This is a genomic window from Microbacterium maritypicum MF109, assembly GCF_000455825.1.
GTDB classification, from domain to species: domain Bacteria; phylum Actinomycetota; class Actinomycetes; order Actinomycetales; family Microbacteriaceae; genus Microbacterium; species Microbacterium maritypicum_A.
Window position 1 is genome coordinate 20,860 of the sequence record NZ_ATAO01000217.1, and the last position, 16,937, is coordinate 37,796.

15 protein-coding genes are annotated in these 16,937 nt (G+C 68.8%); 2 read left to right on the forward strand and 13 right to left on the reverse strand.

The window, feature by feature from the left end:
- Window positions 1-88: 88 nt before the first annotated feature.
- The 6 genes from L687_RS37890 to gabT form a co-directional block, all read right to left on the reverse strand.
- Entirely contained in the window at window positions 89-1,453 is a 1,365-nt protein-coding gene (locus tag L687_RS37890; RefSeq protein WP_021201071.1) for an NAD-dependent succinate-semialdehyde dehydrogenase, read from the reverse strand.
- A gap of 56 nt (window positions 1,454-1,509) precedes the next feature.
- Entirely contained in the window at window positions 1,510-2,976 is a 1,467-nt protein-coding gene (locus L687_RS37895) for an NAD-dependent succinate-semialdehyde dehydrogenase (RefSeq protein WP_021201072.1), read from the reverse strand.
- Window positions 2,977-2,998: 22 nt separating this feature from the next.
- Entirely contained in the window at window positions 2,999-4,546 is a 1,548-nt protein-coding gene (locus L687_RS37900) for an APC family permease (RefSeq protein ID WP_021201073.1), read from the reverse strand.
- Window positions 4,546-5,430, reverse strand: coding sequence for a universal stress protein (locus L687_RS37905; protein WP_021201074.1), 885 nt, complete (start codon window positions 5,428-5,430; stop codon window positions 4,546-4,548). The genes L687_RS37900 and L687_RS37905 overlap by 1 nt, the downstream gene beginning before the upstream one ends.
- Window positions 5,430-6,812, reverse strand: a complete 1,383-nt coding sequence (locus L687_RS37910; RefSeq protein ID WP_021201075.1) for a flavin monoamine oxidase family protein — start codon at window positions 6,810-6,812, stop codon at window positions 5,430-5,432. The genes L687_RS37905 and L687_RS37910 overlap by 1 nt, the downstream gene beginning before the upstream one ends.
- Before the next feature lie 107 nt (window positions 6,813-6,919).
- Complete coding sequence (gene gabT / locus L687_RS37915) at window positions 6,920-8,284, reverse strand: 4-aminobutyrate--2-oxoglutarate transaminase (protein ID WP_029258916.1); 1,365 nt, start codon at window positions 8,282-8,284, stop codon at window positions 6,920-6,922.
- A gap of 99 nt (window positions 8,285-8,383) precedes the next feature.
- On the opposite strand from gabT, the gene L687_RS37920 reads away from it, so the two are divergent.
- Entirely contained in the window at window positions 8,384-9,892 is a 1,509-nt protein-coding gene (locus tag L687_RS37920) for a PucR family transcriptional regulator (protein ID WP_029258917.1), read from the forward strand.
- 154 nt (window positions 9,893-10,046) lie between these two features.
- Here the strand turns inward: L687_RS37920 and L687_RS37925 are convergent, their stop codons facing one another.
- A complete protein-coding gene (locus L687_RS37925) occupies window positions 10,047-10,454 on the reverse strand; it encodes a riboflavin kinase (RefSeq protein WP_021201078.1) in 408 nt (135 codons plus the stop codon).
- A complete protein-coding gene (locus tag L687_RS37930) occupies window positions 10,451-10,975 on the reverse strand; it encodes a flavin reductase family protein (RefSeq protein WP_021201079.1) in 525 nt (174 codons plus the stop codon). The genes L687_RS37925 and L687_RS37930 overlap by 4 nt, the downstream gene beginning before the upstream one ends.
- A gap of 103 nt (window positions 10,976-11,078) precedes the next feature.
- Between L687_RS37930 and L687_RS37935 the strand changes: the two genes are divergently transcribed.
- Entirely contained in the window at window positions 11,079-11,684 is a 606-nt protein-coding gene (locus L687_RS37935; RefSeq protein WP_021201080.1) for a PadR family transcriptional regulator, read from the forward strand.
- A gap of 2 nt (window positions 11,685-11,686) precedes the next feature.
- On the opposite strand, the gene L687_RS37940 is transcribed toward L687_RS37935, so the two are convergent.
- The 5 genes from L687_RS37940 to L687_RS37960 all read right to left on the reverse strand — a co-directional run bounded on the left by L687_RS37940 (window position 11,687) and on the right by L687_RS37960 (window position 16,832).
- Window positions 11,687-12,571, reverse strand: a complete 885-nt coding sequence (locus tag L687_RS37940; protein ID WP_021201081.1) for a ribokinase — start codon at window positions 12,569-12,571, stop codon at window positions 11,687-11,689.
- Entirely contained in the window at window positions 12,564-13,943 is a 1,380-nt protein-coding gene (locus L687_RS37945) for an NtaA/DmoA family FMN-dependent monooxygenase (RefSeq protein WP_021201082.1), read from the reverse strand. Before L687_RS37945 ends, L687_RS37940 begins: the two co-directional genes overlap by 8 nt.
- 147 nt (window positions 13,944-14,090) lie before the next feature.
- On the reverse strand, window positions 14,091-14,939 hold the full coding sequence (locus L687_RS37950; protein WP_021201083.1) for an ABC transporter permease: 849 nt from the start codon (window positions 14,937-14,939) through the stop codon (window positions 14,091-14,093).
- Window positions 14,932-15,729, reverse strand: a complete 798-nt coding sequence (locus L687_RS37955) for an ABC transporter ATP-binding protein (protein WP_021201084.1) — start codon at window positions 15,727-15,729, stop codon at window positions 14,932-14,934. Before L687_RS37955 ends, L687_RS37950 begins: the two co-directional genes overlap by 8 nt.
- Window positions 15,729-16,832 carry an ABC transporter substrate-binding protein gene (locus L687_RS37960; protein WP_021201085.1) on the reverse strand — a complete coding sequence of 368 codons (1,104 nt, stop codon included), beginning with the start codon at window positions 16,830-16,832 and terminating at the stop codon, window positions 15,729-15,731. The genes L687_RS37955 and L687_RS37960 overlap by 1 nt, the downstream gene beginning before the upstream one ends.
- Between the last annotated feature and the right edge of the window lie 105 nt (window positions 16,833-16,937).

The following is a 16,937-nucleotide window of genomic DNA, read 5'->3' on the forward strand; positions in this document are numbered from 1 at the left end:
GTCCCCACCGACAGGGCATCCGTCCCGCATTCGGTGGTGGATGCGACAACGGCCCCCCGCGTTCTGCGAGGGGCCGTTCATCGTGCGCTCAGCCGATGCGGATGAGCTTCTTGTTGACGAACTCGTCCGCGGCCAGGTGACCCAGTTCGCGGGCCGTGCCGCTGCGCTTGACGCCGCCGAACGGCAGCTCGGGGCTGTCGGCGAGCACGAGGTTGACGTAGACCATGCCCGCCTCGATCTTGTCGGCGACGCGCTCGGCCTGCGCGGCATCCGTCGTGAAGACGTAGGAGCCGAGACCGAAGGTGGTGTCGTTCGCGAGCTCGACCGCCGCGTCCTCATCCGCCACGCGGTAGACGACGGCGGCGGGGCCGAAGAGCTCCTCGCGGTAGACGTTCATCTCGGGCGTCACGTCAGCCAGCACGGTCGGAGCGAAGAACGCGCCGTCACGGGTGCCGCCGGTGAGGAGCGTCGCTCCCTGCTCGACCGCCTGGTCGATCTGCTTCTGCAGGTTGACCGCAGCCGTCTCGGACGACACCGGACCGAGGACCGTGTCGTCGAGCATGGGATCGGTCGCCTCGACGGCCGCCATCGCCGCCGTGAACTTCTCGACGAAGGCGTCGTACAGGCTGTCGACGATGATGAAGCGCTTCGCGCCGTTGCAGGCCTGCCCGTTGTTGTCGAGGCGCGCATCGACGCCGGCCTGCACCGTGGCGTCGAGGTCGTCGGTGGAGAGCACGATGAACGGGTCGGAGCCGCCGAGCTCGAGTGCGACCTTCTTGAGGTTGCGTCCGGCGATCTCGGCGACCGCGGCACCGGCGCGCTCGGATCCGGTGAGCGAGACGCCCTGCACGCGCGGGTCGGCGATCATCGTCGCGATCTGCTCGTTCGTCGCGAGGACGTTCTGGTAGGCGCCCTTCGGGAATCCGGCATCGTGATAGATCTTCTCGATCGCGGTCGACGACTCCGGGCACTGCGGGGCGGGCTTGAGCAGGATCGTGTTGCCCACGATCAGGTTGGGAGCGGCGAAGCGCACGATCTGGTACGCCGGGAAGTTCCACGGCATGATGCCGACGAGCGGGCCGAGCGAGGAACGGCGGATGATGGCCGACCCCTCCCCCAGGATCGCGATCGGCTGGTCGGCCATGATCGACTCCGCCTGGTCGGCGTAGTACTCGGCGATGTCGGCGGCGAAGTCGACCTCGCCGAGGGCGGCCTCGCGGGGCTTGCCCATCTCACGCACGAAGATGTCGGCGAGCTCTTCGCGGCGTTCGCGGTGCAGCTCGGCGGCACGCCGGACGAGGGCCGCGCGCTCGGCGACCGTCGACGAGCGCGACCACTCGCGGTGGGCCTCGTCGGCGGCGGCGACCGCCTCATCGATCTGGGCATCCGTGAACGTGTCGAAGGACGCCAGCGTCTCTCCGGTGGCGGGGTTGATGACGGCGTAGTCGGTCATGACATGTCCTCTCGTGTGGTGGTGCGGGGCCCGACGCGCGGGCCCCGCATCGGAAATCAGGAGACCGGGATCAGCGTGTACTTGGTGGACAGGTACTCGTGGATGCCCTCGAAGCCGCCCTCGCGGCCGACGCCGGACTGCTTGACGCCGCCGAAGGGTGCGGCCGCGTTCGAGACAACGCCCACGTTGAGACCCATCATGCCGGTCTCGAGCCCGTCGATCATCCGCTGACCGCGCTGCAGGTTCTCGGTGAAGACGTACGACACGAGTCCGTACTCGGTGTCGTTCGCCAGGCGCACGGCCTCTTCCTCGGTCTCGAAGGTCGCGATCGCGAGCACCGGTCCGAAGATCTCCTCGCGCAGGATCGCGCTTCCCGCGACGACATCGGTCAGCACGGTCGGCTCGTAGAACGTGCCCGTGCCCTCCACAGCCTTGCCACCTGCGAGCAGCGTCGCACCGCGACCGACCGCATCGTCGACGAGTTCGCCGGCCTTCGCGACGGCATCCGCGTCGATGAGCGGTCCGATCGCCACGCCCTCTTCGGTGCCACGGCCGATCTTCATGCCGTTGACGCGCTCGGTGACACGCTTGGCGAACTCGCCCGCGACGTCCTTGTGCACGATGAAACGGTTCGCCGCCGTGCAGGCCTGTCCGATGTTGCGGAACTTCGCGGCCAGCGCACCGTCCACGGCCTTGTCGAGGTCGGCGTCGTCGAACACCACGAACGGGGCGTTGCCGCCGAGTTCCATCGACACGCGCAGCACGCCCTCCGCCGCCTGGGCGATGAGCTTGCGTCCGACCTCGGTCGAGCCCGTGAAGGAGAGCTTGCGCAGACGCGGGTCGGCGATGATCGGCGCCGACAGCGCGCTCGACTTCGAGGTCTGCACGACGTTGACGACACCGGCGGGAAGGCCGGCCTCTTCGAGCAGCTTCGTGAAGTAGATCGTCGTCAGCGGCGTGAGTGCCGGGGGCTTGATCACCACGGTGCAGCCGGCCGCGAGTGCCGGAGCGATCTTGCGCGTCGCCATCGCGAACGGGAAGTTCCACGGCGTCACGAAGAACGACGGTCCGACCGGGCGCTGCGACACGACCATGTGACCGGTGCCCTCGGGGTTGATGCCGTAGCGGCCGCTGATGCGCACGGCCTCCTCGCTGAACCAGCGCAGGAACTCGCCGCCGTAGCCGACCTCGCCACGCGCTTCGGCGAGCGGCTTGCCCATCTCGAGCGTCATGAGCAGCGCCAGGTCCTCCTTGTGCTCCTGCACGAGGTCGAATGCCCGGCGGAGGATCTCACTGCGCACGCGCGGAGCCGTCGCGGCCCACGCGTCCTGCGCGGCGACGGCCGCATCGAGGGCGCGGATGCCGTCTGCGGGCGTCGCGTCGGCGATGGTGCGGATCACGGCACCGGTCGCGGGATCCTGCACGTCGAACGTGCCGCCGGTCTCGCCGTCGATCCACTCACCGCCGATGAAGAGGCCGGTGGGGATGCTGTCCAGGAGCGCCTGTTCGGTCTGAGTGCTCATGATTCTCTTTCTGTGAGGAGGGCTAGGAGCGCGTGCGTCGGCTGGGAGGTGCGTCGATGCTCAGCGTCTGACCGCGGAAGAACGCCGGCCGTCTGATGGCGTTCCAGACCATGACGACGATGCCGACGCCGACGATCAGCATTCCGAGGATGAAGACGATGCCGACGCCGCCGATCTGAGAACCCGAGCCGTAGGCCGGGTCCATCGAGTCGATCAGCGTCGTGAAGAACAGCACCGCGAGGATCGCACCGCCGACGAGCGGGAAGAGGAACGTGAAGAAGAAGTTCCTCGTCGAGTCGAACCACTGCTTGCGGAAGTACCAGACGCACGCGAAGGCGGTGATCCCGTAGTAGAAGCAGATCATCATGCCGAGCGTGAGGATGGTGTCCCACAGCGTGTCCTCGCTCACGACGCGCATCACAGCGTAGAAGGCCGACGCGACGATGGCGGAGATGATGGTCGCGTACCCCGGGGTGAAGAAGCGGGGGCTGACCTTCGCGAACGACTTGGGCAGGGCGCCGTAGTGCCCCATCGCCAGCAGCGTGCGCGCCGGTCCCACGAACGTGGACTGCAGCGACGACGCCGAGCTGGTCAGCACCGCGAGCGACACCAGGAAGGCGAGCGGGCCGAGGATCGGGCCGGAGAGGTGGAAGAACACGTTCTCCTGGATGTCCTCGTTCCCGAGACCCAGCGCACCGGTGCCGACACCGGCGAACATGATCATCGCCACCGCGAGCAGCAGGTAGAGCGAGACGATCATCAGCACCGTGACGGTGGCCGCGCGACCCGGGGTCTTCTCCGGGTCCTTGGTCTCCTCGTTCATGGTGAGGGTGACGTCCCAGCCCCAGAAGATGAAGATCGACAGCGAGAGTCCGGCGGCGACGGCGCTGAACGACGAGATCGCGAACGGGTTGAACCAGTTCAGATCGAAGGGCTGGTAGTCGAAGCCGTTGCCGTTGACGGCCTGCACGATCGCCGCACCGGCGAAGAAGAGCAGGACGAGGATCTGGAAGCTGACGAGCCAGTACTGCAGCTTCTGGGTCGTCTGCATGTCGCGGTACGAGATCCAGGTCGCCCCGAGCATGAACAGCAGGCACACGCCGATGTTGATCCAGGTGACGCTCGCGAGGGAGGCGATGTCGGGGTTGCCCGTGATCTGCGAGATCAGCAGGAAGAGGAAGTCGACGGCGATGCCCGCGAGGTTGGACAGCACGAGGATCGTGGCGACGACCAGGCCCCAGCCCGCCATCCAGCCCACCCACGGACCGAAAGCGCGGGCCGCCCAGGTGAACGAGGTGCCGGAGTCGGGCATCCGGTTGTTGAGCTCGCGGTACCCGAAGGCGACCAGGAGCATCGGGATGAAGCCGACCAGGATGATCGCGGGGATCTGCGACCCCACCGTGGAGGCCACAGGGCCGACGGCGGCGGTGAAGGTGTAGGCGGGTGCGATGCACGATATGCCGATCACGACCGCGCCGATCAGGCCGACCGTTCCGGCGCTCAGGCCCTTGGTGGAGATCCCGGTCGTGACACCGGATTCGGGCTCCGTCGCCCGGTTGGTGCTGCTCATCAGCGTTCTCCTGCTTCGTTGCGGGTGCGCGGGACGACGATCATGGGGACGGGCAGCTCGTGCAGCATCTTCGCCGCCGTGGAGCCCAGGAAGAGACGACGGGGCTGCGCCAGCCTGCTGGAGCCGACCAGGACCACCTCGCCGGGAAGCCAGGAGAGGTTCGCGACCGCATCTTCGACGGTGTCGCCCGGAGCCTTCTCGACGGCGGCGGTGCGCCCGTCGGGGAGCAGCTCTGTCGCCATCGCGAGGACCTCCTGCCCGTGGTCGTCACCGACCGTGCGGATCGCGCCCGTATCGAGCCCCGGGGGCACATCGAACGGCACGAGGGACACGAGGCGCAGGTCGACGCCGCTGTCGCCGGCGAGGGCGACAGCCTCGTCGAGCAGCGCATCGGCGCCCGGCCTCGATCCGACGGCGACCGTGACGCGCGGGATGACGTGGTCGTCCTGCTGGGCGGTGCCCACCGGAGCCAGTGCGACCGGGATGGTCGACGAATGGAGCAGCTCGGAGGCGACGCTGCCGAGCCGGTGGCGTCCGAAGATGCCCCCGCCCGCCGCACCGATCACGATCACCCGGGCGCCGAACTCCTCGCCAGCGGCGATGAGCCCCTCGGCGAACGACTCGGAGAACCGGACATGACCGCTGCGGGTCAACTCCTGCGGCAGCCGGACGACGGCGTCGGCGAGCCACTTCCTGGCCTGCGACCGGATGTGCTCCTCATAGGCGCGCTCCGGCGGCACCGCGGCGTTGCGTGTTCCTTCGTTCGGCAGCACGATCACCAGGTGCAGGGTCGCGCCCAGGCTGCGGGCGATGCGCGCGCCCAGCGCCGCGGCATCCGCTCCCGCATCCGTCGCCGTGTACCCCACGACGACCGAGCCGGTCATCAGCTGCTGCTCTCGACAGCGCCGGACTCGCGGCTCGCATCGACGATGTTGGATGCGACGAGGTGTCCCATCCGGATCGCACCGTCGACGTGCTGGTACCCGGCTCCGGCCATGTCGCTGCAGGCGAAGTGGATCGGGCCGACCGCCGTGCGCAGGTCCGCGCCGTAACGGTGCAGGCCACCCATGTCGAAGCTCGCGGCATAGGCACCACGCGTCCACTCCTCGCTGCCCCAGTCGCTCTCGTAGTAGACGACCGGGTTCTTGGCCTCGGGGCCGTAATAGTGCGAGAGCGACTCGAGGATGCGCTCCTTGCGCTCCTCGGCAGAGAGCTCGAACACGCCGTCGGCGTTGGCGTCGGAGACGAAGCCCACCAGGGTGCCGCGCTCGTCGCCGTGGTTCGTGTTGTCGTACGCCTCGTGCGACAGCTCGTACGGGCTGAACGCGGTGCCGCTGAGACCCTGCTCGCGCCAGAACGGACGATCGTAGACCGCGTGCACCTTGATGACGAAGCCCATCGAGAGGTGCTGGTGCAGCTGGTGCTGACGACGCGGCAGCGGCGGATCGAAGGAGATACGGCTGTACAGTACCGGCGCGTGCGCGAGGATCGCGTGGCGGGCGCGGACCGTGAGCTCGTCGGTGGTGGCGACGACCCCCGCGTCCGACCACTCGAGGCTGCGGACCGGCTGGTTCAGCAGCACGTCGTCGCCCAGGCGCTCGGCGAGACGCAGCGGCACCTGCTGCAGACCGCCGACCACGCGCTTGTCGAGGATGAAGTCGGCGTCGACGAGGTTCGAGTACGAACCGGCGGATGCGGCCATCAGCAGCGACTGCAGCAGCGAGAACGAGTGCGTGGGCTTGGTGAGCATCGCCGATCCCGTGGCGAAGGCCAGGTTGCGCACGGCCTCGTCGTCATCGGTCTGCGAGCGCAGCCAGGCGTCCCAGGTGATCGAATCCCACTCCTCGGCGTTCGGGTGCGCCCACGGCTGATCGGGGTCGATCTCGGCGACCAGGGCGTCGAGGATGCCCGTGATCCGGGCGATCACGGCCTCGGTCTCCGGCGACACGGGGAACATCTCCCCCGTGAAACGGTGCGTCTTCCCGTCGGGGCCGACGTAGACGCTGTCGCCTTCGCGGTAGCGGCTGTAGGTCTCGAGGCCCAGTTCTTCGATGGCGTCCTTGAGCGCATCCTGATCGGGCGAGACCCACTGACCGCCGATCTCGAGCATGGCGCCGTCGATGACGTCGGTCCACAGGCGTCCGCCCACGCGGTCGCGGGCCTCCAGCACGGCGACCGACAGGCCGGCCTTGCGCAGGTCGTTCGCGGCGGTGAGCCCTGCGGCTCCGGCGCCGATGATGAGTACGTCGCGGGTGATCTCAGACATCTGCAACTCCTTCGTTGGGGGAAGTAGTGCCGGTCGCGACCCGAAATCCCCCGATTGGGGTCGCGACCGGACAGGGGGTCGGGCCGCACGGGAGTGCGGCCCGGATGCTATTCGGCGGCGGCCAGGGCGGCGGCGACGATGTCGAGTCCCTCGTTCAGCAGGTCGTCGCCGATCGAGAGCGGAGGGAGGAAGCGGATGACGTTGCCGTAGGTTCCGCAGGTGAGGACGATGACGCCCTGCGCGATGCACGCCTTGGCGACGGCGGCCGTGAGAGCGGCGTTCGGCGCCTTGGTCTCGGGGTCGACGAACTCGGCGGCGATCATCGCACCGTGGCCGCGGACGTCGCCGACGCGCGGGTCGTTCTGCTGGATCGCGGTGAGGCGGTCGATGAGGATCGTGCCGATCTCGCGCGCCCGCTCGATCACGCCGTCGTTCTCGAACACGTCGATCGAGGCGAGGGCTGCGGCGCAGGCGATGGGGTTGCCCCCGTAGGTGCCACCGAGGCCGCCCGAGTGCGAGGCGTCCATGATCTCGGAGCGACCGGTGACCGCAGCGAGCGGGAGGCCGCCGGCGATGCCCTTGGCCGTGGTGATCAGATCGGGCTCGATGCCGAAGATCTCGCTCGCGAACATGTGCCCGGTGCGGGCGAAGCCGGTCTGCACCTCGTCGGCGATGAACACGACGCCGTTCGCGCGGCACCACTCGACGATCGCGGGGAGGAACCCGTCGGCGGGGACGATGAAGCCGCCCTCGCCCTGGATGGGCTCGATGATGACCGCGGCCAGGTTGTCGGCGCCGATCTGCTTCTCGAGCTGGAGGATGACGCGGGCCGCGGCCTCACGTCCATCGAGTCCGTCGCGGAACGGGTACGACATCGGCGCCCGGTAGACCTCGGGCGCGAAGGGGCCGAAACCGCTCTTGTAGGGCATCGACTTGGCGGTGAGCGCCATGGTGAGGTTGGTGCGGCCATGGTAGCCGTGGTCGAAGGCGACGACCGCCTGGCGACCGGTGTGCTTGCGGGCGATCTTGATCGCGTTCTCGACCGCCTCGGCGCCCGAGTTGAACAGGGCGCTCTTCTTGGCGAAGTCACCGGGGGTCACGCGGTTGAGCGCCTCGGCGACGCCGACGTACGACTCGTAGGGCGAGATCATGAAACAGGTGTGGGTGAACTGCGCGGCCTGAGCGGCGACGGCCGCGGCGACCTTGGGGTGCGCGTTGCCGACGGTGGTCACGGCGATGCCGGAGCCGAGGTCGATGAGCGAGTTCCCGTCGGCGTCCACGACGACGCCGCCACCGGCGGCGACAGCGGCGACCGGAACGGTGTGTCCGACGCCCGCTGCCACGGCATCCGCCTTGCGCGCGAGGATCTCGGCGGAACGGGGGCCGGGAAGATCCGTGACCAGACGACGCTCCTGGGGGAGGTCGGGTCCGCCGAGAGGGACTGCGGGGGCTGCGGTGTCGAGGAGTGCCATGTTCGCGAGCGTACGGCGGCCACCGAGCCGGCTGCACTCACCGGTCTGTACAATCTGGAGAAGCAAATCGCCCGCTCGTACAACTCGCCGGAGGTCACCGTGGTCGTCACCGCCCAGCCGACCCTGCGCGCCCTGTTGCAGCGTCGCGACCTCGGGCTCTCTCTGATCCCCCGCGAAGGCGACATCCCCGATGGGGCACTCGACCGCCCGCTGCGTTGGGTGCACAGCTCCGATCTCGCCGACCCCACCCCGTTCCTGTCCGAAGACCTGGCGCTGCTGACCACCGGAACCCAGTTCGACGAAGCCGTCAGCATCGACACGTACGTCGGGCGGCTCGCGGACCGCGGGGTGATCGGTCTGGGATTCGGCACCGAGGTGCACCGATCCGGCATCCCGGAAGAGCTCGTCGACGCGTGCGCCGCGCACGGGATGCCGCTGTTCGCCGTTCCGTACCGCACCCCGTTCATCGCCGTCGCCCGCGCGCACTCCGAGGCGATCGCGGCTCAGGCGTATGCCCGACGGTCCTGGGCCCTCGACACGCAGCGTGCCCTCGCTCTCGCCGCCCTCCGTCCGCACGGCCTCGATGCGACGATCGCCGAACTCGGGCGGCGAATCGGCGTCTGGGCCGGGATGTTCGACGCCGCCGGAGCGCTCACCCTCTCCCACCCTCGGGAAACGGTGGAGGCCCGTGTGCTCGACGAGCTCGGGAATCGCGCGGTGGAGATCCTGACCCGTGGACTCGAGGCGGGGCAGTCGCTCAGCATCGAAGACCATTCGTTCATGCTGTTCACGGTCGGCCGCGGCGGCCATCTGCGGGGCGTCATCGCCCTCGCCGTCGATACGCTCGATCCCGAAGCCCGGTCGGTCGTGACCTCGGTGATCGCCATGGCAGGACTCGCGATGGAGCAGAGCGAGCAGCTCGCCCGCAGCCGTCGTCGCCTGCACGCGCAGCTCCTCAGATCGCTCCTCGCCGACGACCCCACCTTGGCCAGGAGGGTGCTGGGCAGCCTGCCCACCGCACCCGTGCTCGTGGCCGTCGCCGCCGACGCGCCGGCAGGGCCGCTCGCCGACTGGTGGGAGCGGCACCGCGCCGAGCACGGGACCTCGATCTTCCTCGCCGAATCCGAGGACGGGGTGACGATGTGCGTCTCAGCCGGAGACGAGGCCCTGCTCGACGAGGTCGCCGCCCGCTTCGGCATCCGCATCGGCGTCTCCGATCCCGAAGGGTACGACTCGTTCGCCCGGGCACACGCGCAGGCGCTCACGGCGCTGCGTCAGCAGGGCACCCACGGGGTCGCCCGCTACTCCGACACCGTCGGGTCGAGCATCCTCACGGCCCTCGCGACCGACGAGGCGCGCCTCGTCGCCGAATCGCGCCTGGCCCCGGTGCGCGAGCACGACGCCCGTACCGGCGCCGAGCTCGAACGCTCGCTGCGCACCTGGCTGGAGCATGACGCGAAAGCGGAATCCGCCGCGGTCGCGCTCGGAGTGCATCGGCACACCCTGCGCTCCCGCATCGCCCACGCGGGCGCGCTGCTCGACGTCGACCTGTCGACCTTCCCCGCCCGCGCCGAGCTCTGGACGATCCTGCAGACCGCCCGCGACTGAGCCGGGGCGGCTGCACGCTCCCGAGCATCCACGTGCTTCCTGCTCGCACCCCGCGCGGCGGGAACGCTCCGGTCGCACTTCGCGCCGCCCCCGCGACGTCTGAGCGGCAGGAACTGCAACCGGAGCAGCGGGCCAACATCGGGCCAAGAGCGGGTCAGGAGTGGATGCGCGCTCCCGCAGCCAGCACCGCCCGGCACCGCGTGACGTCATCGGCAGTCTGGGCGATCAACGCCTCGACGCCGTCGAACCGCAGCGTCGGGCGAAGGCGCGCGACGAGGGTCACGCACAGGCGCCGACCGTAGAGGTCGATGTCGGCATCATGCAGGTGCACCTCGACGCGTCGCTCGCGATCGCCATCGAAGGTCGGGTTCATCCCGACACTGACACTCGCCGCCCACGACAGCAGGTCGTCGTCGATCCGCACCCACGCCGCGTAGATCCCGTCGTCGGGCAGATCTTCGTGGTCGAGCGCCAGGTTCGCCGTCGGGAAGCCGAGCTCGCGACCCCGACCGTCGCCGGGGACGACCAGTCCGACGATCGTCCCGGGCGGCGACGCGCTCACGCGTTCTCGGGGGCGGCGATCGAGCGGTAGCGGCTCTGATGGAAGACCAGTGGCTCGACGTCGTCGAACAGCGTGATGTCGGCGATCTCGTACAGCGCGATCTCGTGGTCGCCGCCGTCGAACGTGCTGTGCAGGCGACACGTGAGCCAGAGCGCTGCGTCCGCGATCAGCACGGCTCCGCCATCGGTGCGGCGCCACTCATGGCCGCCGAACCGGTCGCCTTCCCTCGCCGAGAGCGAGCGGCTGAGCGGCTCGTGGTGCGCGGCGAGCACACTCATGCCGAGCTCGGGCACGGTGCGCAGCACCGGCCAGGTCTTCGACGTACGGGCGGCGCTGATCGCCACCAGCGCCGGTTCGAGCGAGATCGAGGTGAAGGAGTTGACCGCCATTCCCACGGCACGGTCGTCGACGTGCGCGGCCAGGGCCACGACGCCGGTCGGGTATACCGAGAAGGCCCGGCGGAGGGCGAGGTCGCGCGGGACCGTATCGTTCGTCAGCGCGTCGGTCACGACAGTCGTCATTTCGGCTTCCTTTCGTTAGTCAACTTTGACTAGTTTTGATAATAGGCAACTTTGATCATGCAAACAACAGGAAAGGCGAAGGCCAGCCGTTAGCATGAGGGGCATGTCGACCACCCGCCTCGTCGTCCTCGGCGCCGTGAAGCAGTTCCAGCCCGTGCACGGGTACTTCCTCCGTCGCGAACTCATGACCTGGCACGTCGACGAGTGGGCGCATATCCAACCCGGATCGATCTACAACGCCCTGCGCGCCCTCGAGGTCGACGGCTACATCGCCGAAAGCGGCACCGAGGCCGAGGGCAAGCGCCCGGCGCGGACCACCTACCGCATCACCCCGGCCGGCGAGGTCGAACTGCAGCGCATGCTGCGCGAGAACCTCTGGAACGTCGCAGCCTTCGACACCCAGGCCATCATGACCGTGGCCTCGTTCATGTTCGTTCTGAGTCGGCAGGAGGTGATCGCCGGCCTCGAGCACCGCCTCATCAAGAGCGACGCGATCATCACGCAGAACGGCTTCGACGTGCAGGACACGCTGCGCTCCGAGACGACGCCCAAGTACGTGCGGGAGATCTTCGACCTCTCCACAGCCCGCCTCACGGCCGAGAAGCAGTGGCTGCTCGACCTGCTGGAACGTCTGCGCGGTGGGGAGTACACATTCGCCGGCGAGACGACCGAGGGCGCAGCGTCGGCCGACGCGGCCTCGTCGGCCTGAGGTCAGCGCGACGAGACGAGCGCGTCGATCGACGCGCGCGACAGGGCCGACGTCGTCGCACCCCGATGCTGCGCCACCACGGCGCCGGCCGCACAGGCCCGGATCAGCGCCGTCTCGATTGCTTCTCCCTGGGCGAGCGCGGCGGCCAGGGCTCCGCAGAACGCATCGCCGGCGCCGGTCGTATCCACCGGATCGATCCGGAACGCGTCGACCTGCAGAGGATCGCTCCCCGCGCGATGCAGCACCACTCCCCCGGCACCCCGGGTGAGAACCACGACCGGGGCTCCGGCGGCGTGCAGCCGGTCGATGCCGCCGAGCGCGGTGCACTCGGTCTCGTTGACCACCAGCACGTCGACGTCGCCGAGCATCTCGACCGCCTCGGCATGTGCGGGCGCGGCGTTCAGGATCGTCAGGGCTCCGGCCGTCCGGCCCGCGCGCAGGGCGGCCGCCACGCTCGCGAGCGGAACCTCCAGCTGCGCGAGCACGACCGCCGCGCCCGCGATCCCGGCGACCGCGTCGTCGACATCGAGCTCGGCGTTCGCACCGGCCGCGACGATGATGCTGTTGTCGCCGTCGTCGAAGGCCAGCACGTGGGCGACGCCCGTCGGAACGGCGGCACTCCGGCGCAGGGCCGCCGCGACTCCGGCATCCGCCAGCGTCTGCTGCAGCACGTCGGCGGCCTCGTCCGTTCCGACCACCGCACAGAACCGGGTCGGAGCCCCGCTGCGTGCGGAGGCGACGGCCTGATTCAGCCCCTTGCCCCCGGCGAAGCGGCCGCCGGCCCGACCGAGTAGGGTCTCGCCGACGCGGGGAGGGCGCGAAACCTCGACCACGAGATCGAGATTCGCGCTCCCCACGACGGCGACACCGGTGAGGGTGTCAGACACGCGACATCGTCCGTCGGTACTGGGAGCCGGTGTGCGAGTCGGCGAGCGCCGGCGTCGGCGTGCCGATCAGACGCTCACGCAGCGACTGCGGCTCGGCCGAGGGTTCGGCGATCGCACCGCGCTCCTTGAGGATCGGCAGCACGTGCTCGATGAAGTCGACCGTCGACGCCGGCGGGATGACGGGAGCGAACAGGAATCCGTCCAGGTCGGCGCCGTCGGCGAGCTCGATCATCCGGTCTGCCACCTGCTCGGGGGTGCCGACGATCGGGCGGGCGCCGACGCCGTGCGCGTGCCAATCTCCGAGGACATCGCCGACCGTCTTGTCGGCGAAGCGGGCGACCTGGGTCTGCGACAGCTCGGTGCTCAGCTCCGACATCGGCGTGTTCGGCGCATAGGCCGAGAGGTCGAGGCCGGTGAACCATGCGTAGGAGGCGACGGTGACGTCGGGGTTCTGCGCGTCGGCGACCTCGGCGTACTTGCGCTGCGCCTCTTCCTCGGTGCTGCCGACGATCGCGGCGAATGCCGACATGATTTTCACCTCGTCGGCTCCGCGGCCGTTCTTGACGGCCTCTTCGCGGATCGCCGATGAGTGCGCACGCAGCTGCTCGACCGAGCCGCTGCCGACGAAGATCGCCTCGCCGTGCTTGCCCCCGAACTCCCGACCCGCGGGGGATGCGCCGGCCTGGAAAAGCACCGGGGTACCCTGCGGCGAGCGCGAAGTGTTGCCGTAGCCGTGCGATCGGAAGTACGGGCCGTCGTGGGCGATGCGGTGCACCTTCGACGGGTCGGCGAAGCGCCCGGACTTGTCGCGCTCCAGAGCCCCTTCCTCCCACGCCTGCTCCCACAGCTTGTAGACGACCTGCATGAAGTCGTCGGCCATGAGGTAGCGCTCGTCGTGGCCGACCATCGGCACGCCGAAGCCCTGCACAGCCGTGTCCGCCGTGCCGGTGGTGACCACGTTCCAGCCGATGCGGCCGCCGGAGAGGATGTCGAGCGTCGCCATCCGTCGCGCGAACGAATAGGGCGGTTCGAGCAGCGTCGAGCCGGTGGCGACGAGCCCCAGGCGCGTCGTCTCGGGGATGAGAGCGGCGAGGATGATCGCCGGGTCCAGACGCGGCAGGTCGAGACCTTCGAGGGAGCAGATGTCGGGACGCTCGCCGGCGACGTCGGCCCACCCCCAGGCATCCGCGAGGAACAGGAAGTCGAACCCGGCGTCCTCGACCATGCGCGCGGTGTCGCGCCAGTACTCGAGCTTGTCGAACAGGTAGCGCCCGTTGTCGGGGTGCCGCCACGTGGCGGTGCCGGAGTCGTTCGCCTGGGCGTTCTCGAAGAGGCCGAGACGCAACTGCTTGACGGTGTTCTGATCGGTCATGTGCGGGTGCCTTCCTTGTGGGTGGTTCGTTCTGCTGGTTCCGGAGTCGTTCTGCTGGTTCCGGAGCGGTTCTGGAGTGGTTCCGGGCACGCCGGAGGAACCCCGGGACGGGTTGGGGGGCACCCGTCCCGGGATGAGGGTGCCGCGTCAGCCCTTGGCCGTGACCTCGCCGTCGCTCCACCAGAGCACGCGCTTGCGCACCAGGGCGAGGACGATGATCAGGAGCACACCGAGCAGGCAGAGCAGAGCGATGCTGGCCCAGGTGACCGCGAGGTTCGCCTGAGCCGCAGACGTGGTGACGAGCGAGCCGAGACCGGCCTGCTGTCCCGCCGCGACGAACTCGGCGACCGCCGCGCCGACCACCGCGAGCGGCAGGGCGATGCGGAGCCCTGCGAACACGTAGGGCATGCTGCCGGGAAAGCGCAGCTCGCGGAAGATCTCCCACCGCGAGGCGTGCAGCGTCTTGAAGACGTCGAGCGCCTTCTGATCGACGTCGCGCAGACCCGCGAGCGAGTTCACGAGCATCGGGAAGAACACCACGAGCCCCGTCACGATGAACTTCGGCACCATGCCGAAGCCGAAGGCCACGACCAGTGCGGGGGCGATCGCCACGATCGGGGTCACCATCACGATGATGACCAGCGGCATGACCGCCCGCTCGATGATCTGGAACTCCGCCATGACGACCGCCAGGAGGAATCCGGCGAGGATACCGGCGGCGGCGCCGACCACCACCTCGAGGAGCGTGACGAGGAAGTTCGACCAGTACATGCCGGCGTCATCGACGAGGCTGGCGCCGATCGCCTCCAGCGTCGGCAGCACGTACGGGTTGGTCCAGGCCACGACCTGCCAGAGGAGAGCGGCGATCACGAAGGTGATCAACGTGGGTCCCCACGCTCCCCAGCGCAGCCAGGAAGGAACTCCCCGGCGTGGCTGGGCCTTCAGGCGGGCGGTCGCGAGGGTGGCGGTCGTGTCTCTCATCGTCAGCTCAGACATGGGCCTTCTCCGTCTGCGCGCGCAGCGCACCGCGCACGACTGCTTCCAGTTCGCGGAACTCGTCCGTCGCGTAGGCCTCTTCGGTGCGCGGCCGCGGCAGGTTCACATCGATCACCTGGGCGATGCGCCCCGGGTGCGCGGCCATCACCACGATGCGGTCGGAGAGCATGATCGCCTCCGGCACCGAGTGCGTGACGAACATGACGGCCTTGCGGTTGGACTGCCAGAACTCCAGCAGCGCGATCCGCTGCAGGTCGCGGTTCATCTCGTCCAGCGCCGAGAACGGCTCGTCCATCAGCATGATGGCCGGGTCGAACACGAACGCCCTCGCGATCGCGGCACGCTGCTGCATGCCGCCCGACAGCTGTCCGGGGTACTTCTTCATCGCCTGGCCGAGCCCGAAGGTGGCCAGCAGCTCCGCGGGATCACGGAGCGCTCGCCCGGCGTTGGCCTTGGCGTTGATCCGCACCGGCAGCTCGACGTTCTCGCGCACCGTCTTCCACGGCAGCAGTGCGGGCGACTGCGGCACGAGACCGATCTTCTTGTCGCGCGAAGCCGCCGTGACGCTCTCGCCGTCGATCGTGACGGTTCCGGAGTCGGCGTCGAGAAGGCCGGCGACGACCTTGAGCAGTGTGGACTTGCCGCAGCCGCTCGGGCCGATCACCGACACGAACTCGCCCATGCCGATCGTCAGGCTCACATCATCGAGTACGGTGACCTTCGCGCCGTCGACGCCGAACGACTTCGAGACGTTCCTGACCTCGACGCCGGCGCCGTGTGCGACCGTCATCACTTCTCCTGCCAGATCAGGGTGTCGCCGTCGTAGAGGTCGGCGACCAGGTCGGCGTCCATCATGTCGGCGATCGCGGGCAGCTCCTTGACGTCGCCGTACTTCTTCACGAGGGCGTACTCGGGCTCCCACATCGACTCGTTCTGCACGCCGGGGTTCCCGCCGGCGCTCTCGCGCACCCACGCGGACTCCACCTCCCACGTGCGGGCGAGCTGGTCGCGGGGGAACGCTGCGCCCTGACCGCTGTCCTCGGCCAGCTTCGCGAGCTTGTCGATGCAGGCATCCGACTCGTCCAGGCAGTACTGCAGCGCCTTGAGGCTCGCCCGCATGAAGTCGGCGGCGACCTCGCGGTGCTCGTCGAGGAATCGGGAATTCACCTCCATCACGTTGTATGTACCCTCGACGCCGAGATCGGCGGGGAGGAACTCGCTGAACGGCAGGCCCTGAGCCTTGAGCGACTGCGGCTGGTTGGAGGCGTAGCCGACGATCGCGTCGACCTGCTCGCGGACGACGACCGTGGGGTCGTAGTTGGTCATCTTGACCATCTCGACCTTCGAGACGTCGACGCCGGCCTCGTCGAGCATGGCCGAGGCGATCGGCGTCAGGTTGATGAAGTATCCGAGCGATCCGCCCTCGAGGTCCTTCAGGCTCTCGAGCTTCTCGTTGCCGAAGATCGAGAACGGCGGGGTCGTGCCGTAGGTGGCGACCGCCGTGAGGTTCTTGCTGTTCGCCGCCGCCAGCATCACGTCGGATGCAGAACCGAGAGCGGTGAACTGGGCCTGACCCGATGCCACGAGCTGCTGCCCGTTCGCCCCGGAGGCGTTGATCTCGACATCGAGGCACAGGTCGTCGAAGTAGCCCAGCTCCTCGGCGAGGAACACGTCGAGCTGGCCGGCGCTGGCGGAGTAGCCGTAGCCGGAGATGTAGGTGATGGTGCCGGCATCCTGATTCCGCTTGCAGGCGTCGGTGTCGCTCGCACTCGTGGGGGCGGTATCGCCGCCTGGCGTCTGCGCGGAGCATGCTCCGAGCGTCAGCGTGGCGGCGAGAACGCACGTCAGGGTGGCAGTGATGCGGAATCGGGTTTCCGCAGAGGAAGTAGCCATGAGGGTCCCTTCTCGGCCGTTCGTCGTTGATGGCTCGATGAAAATAACATAGTCAAGATTGACTAAGCAAGATCAAACTAACTTTTGACGACAGGCACGACACGG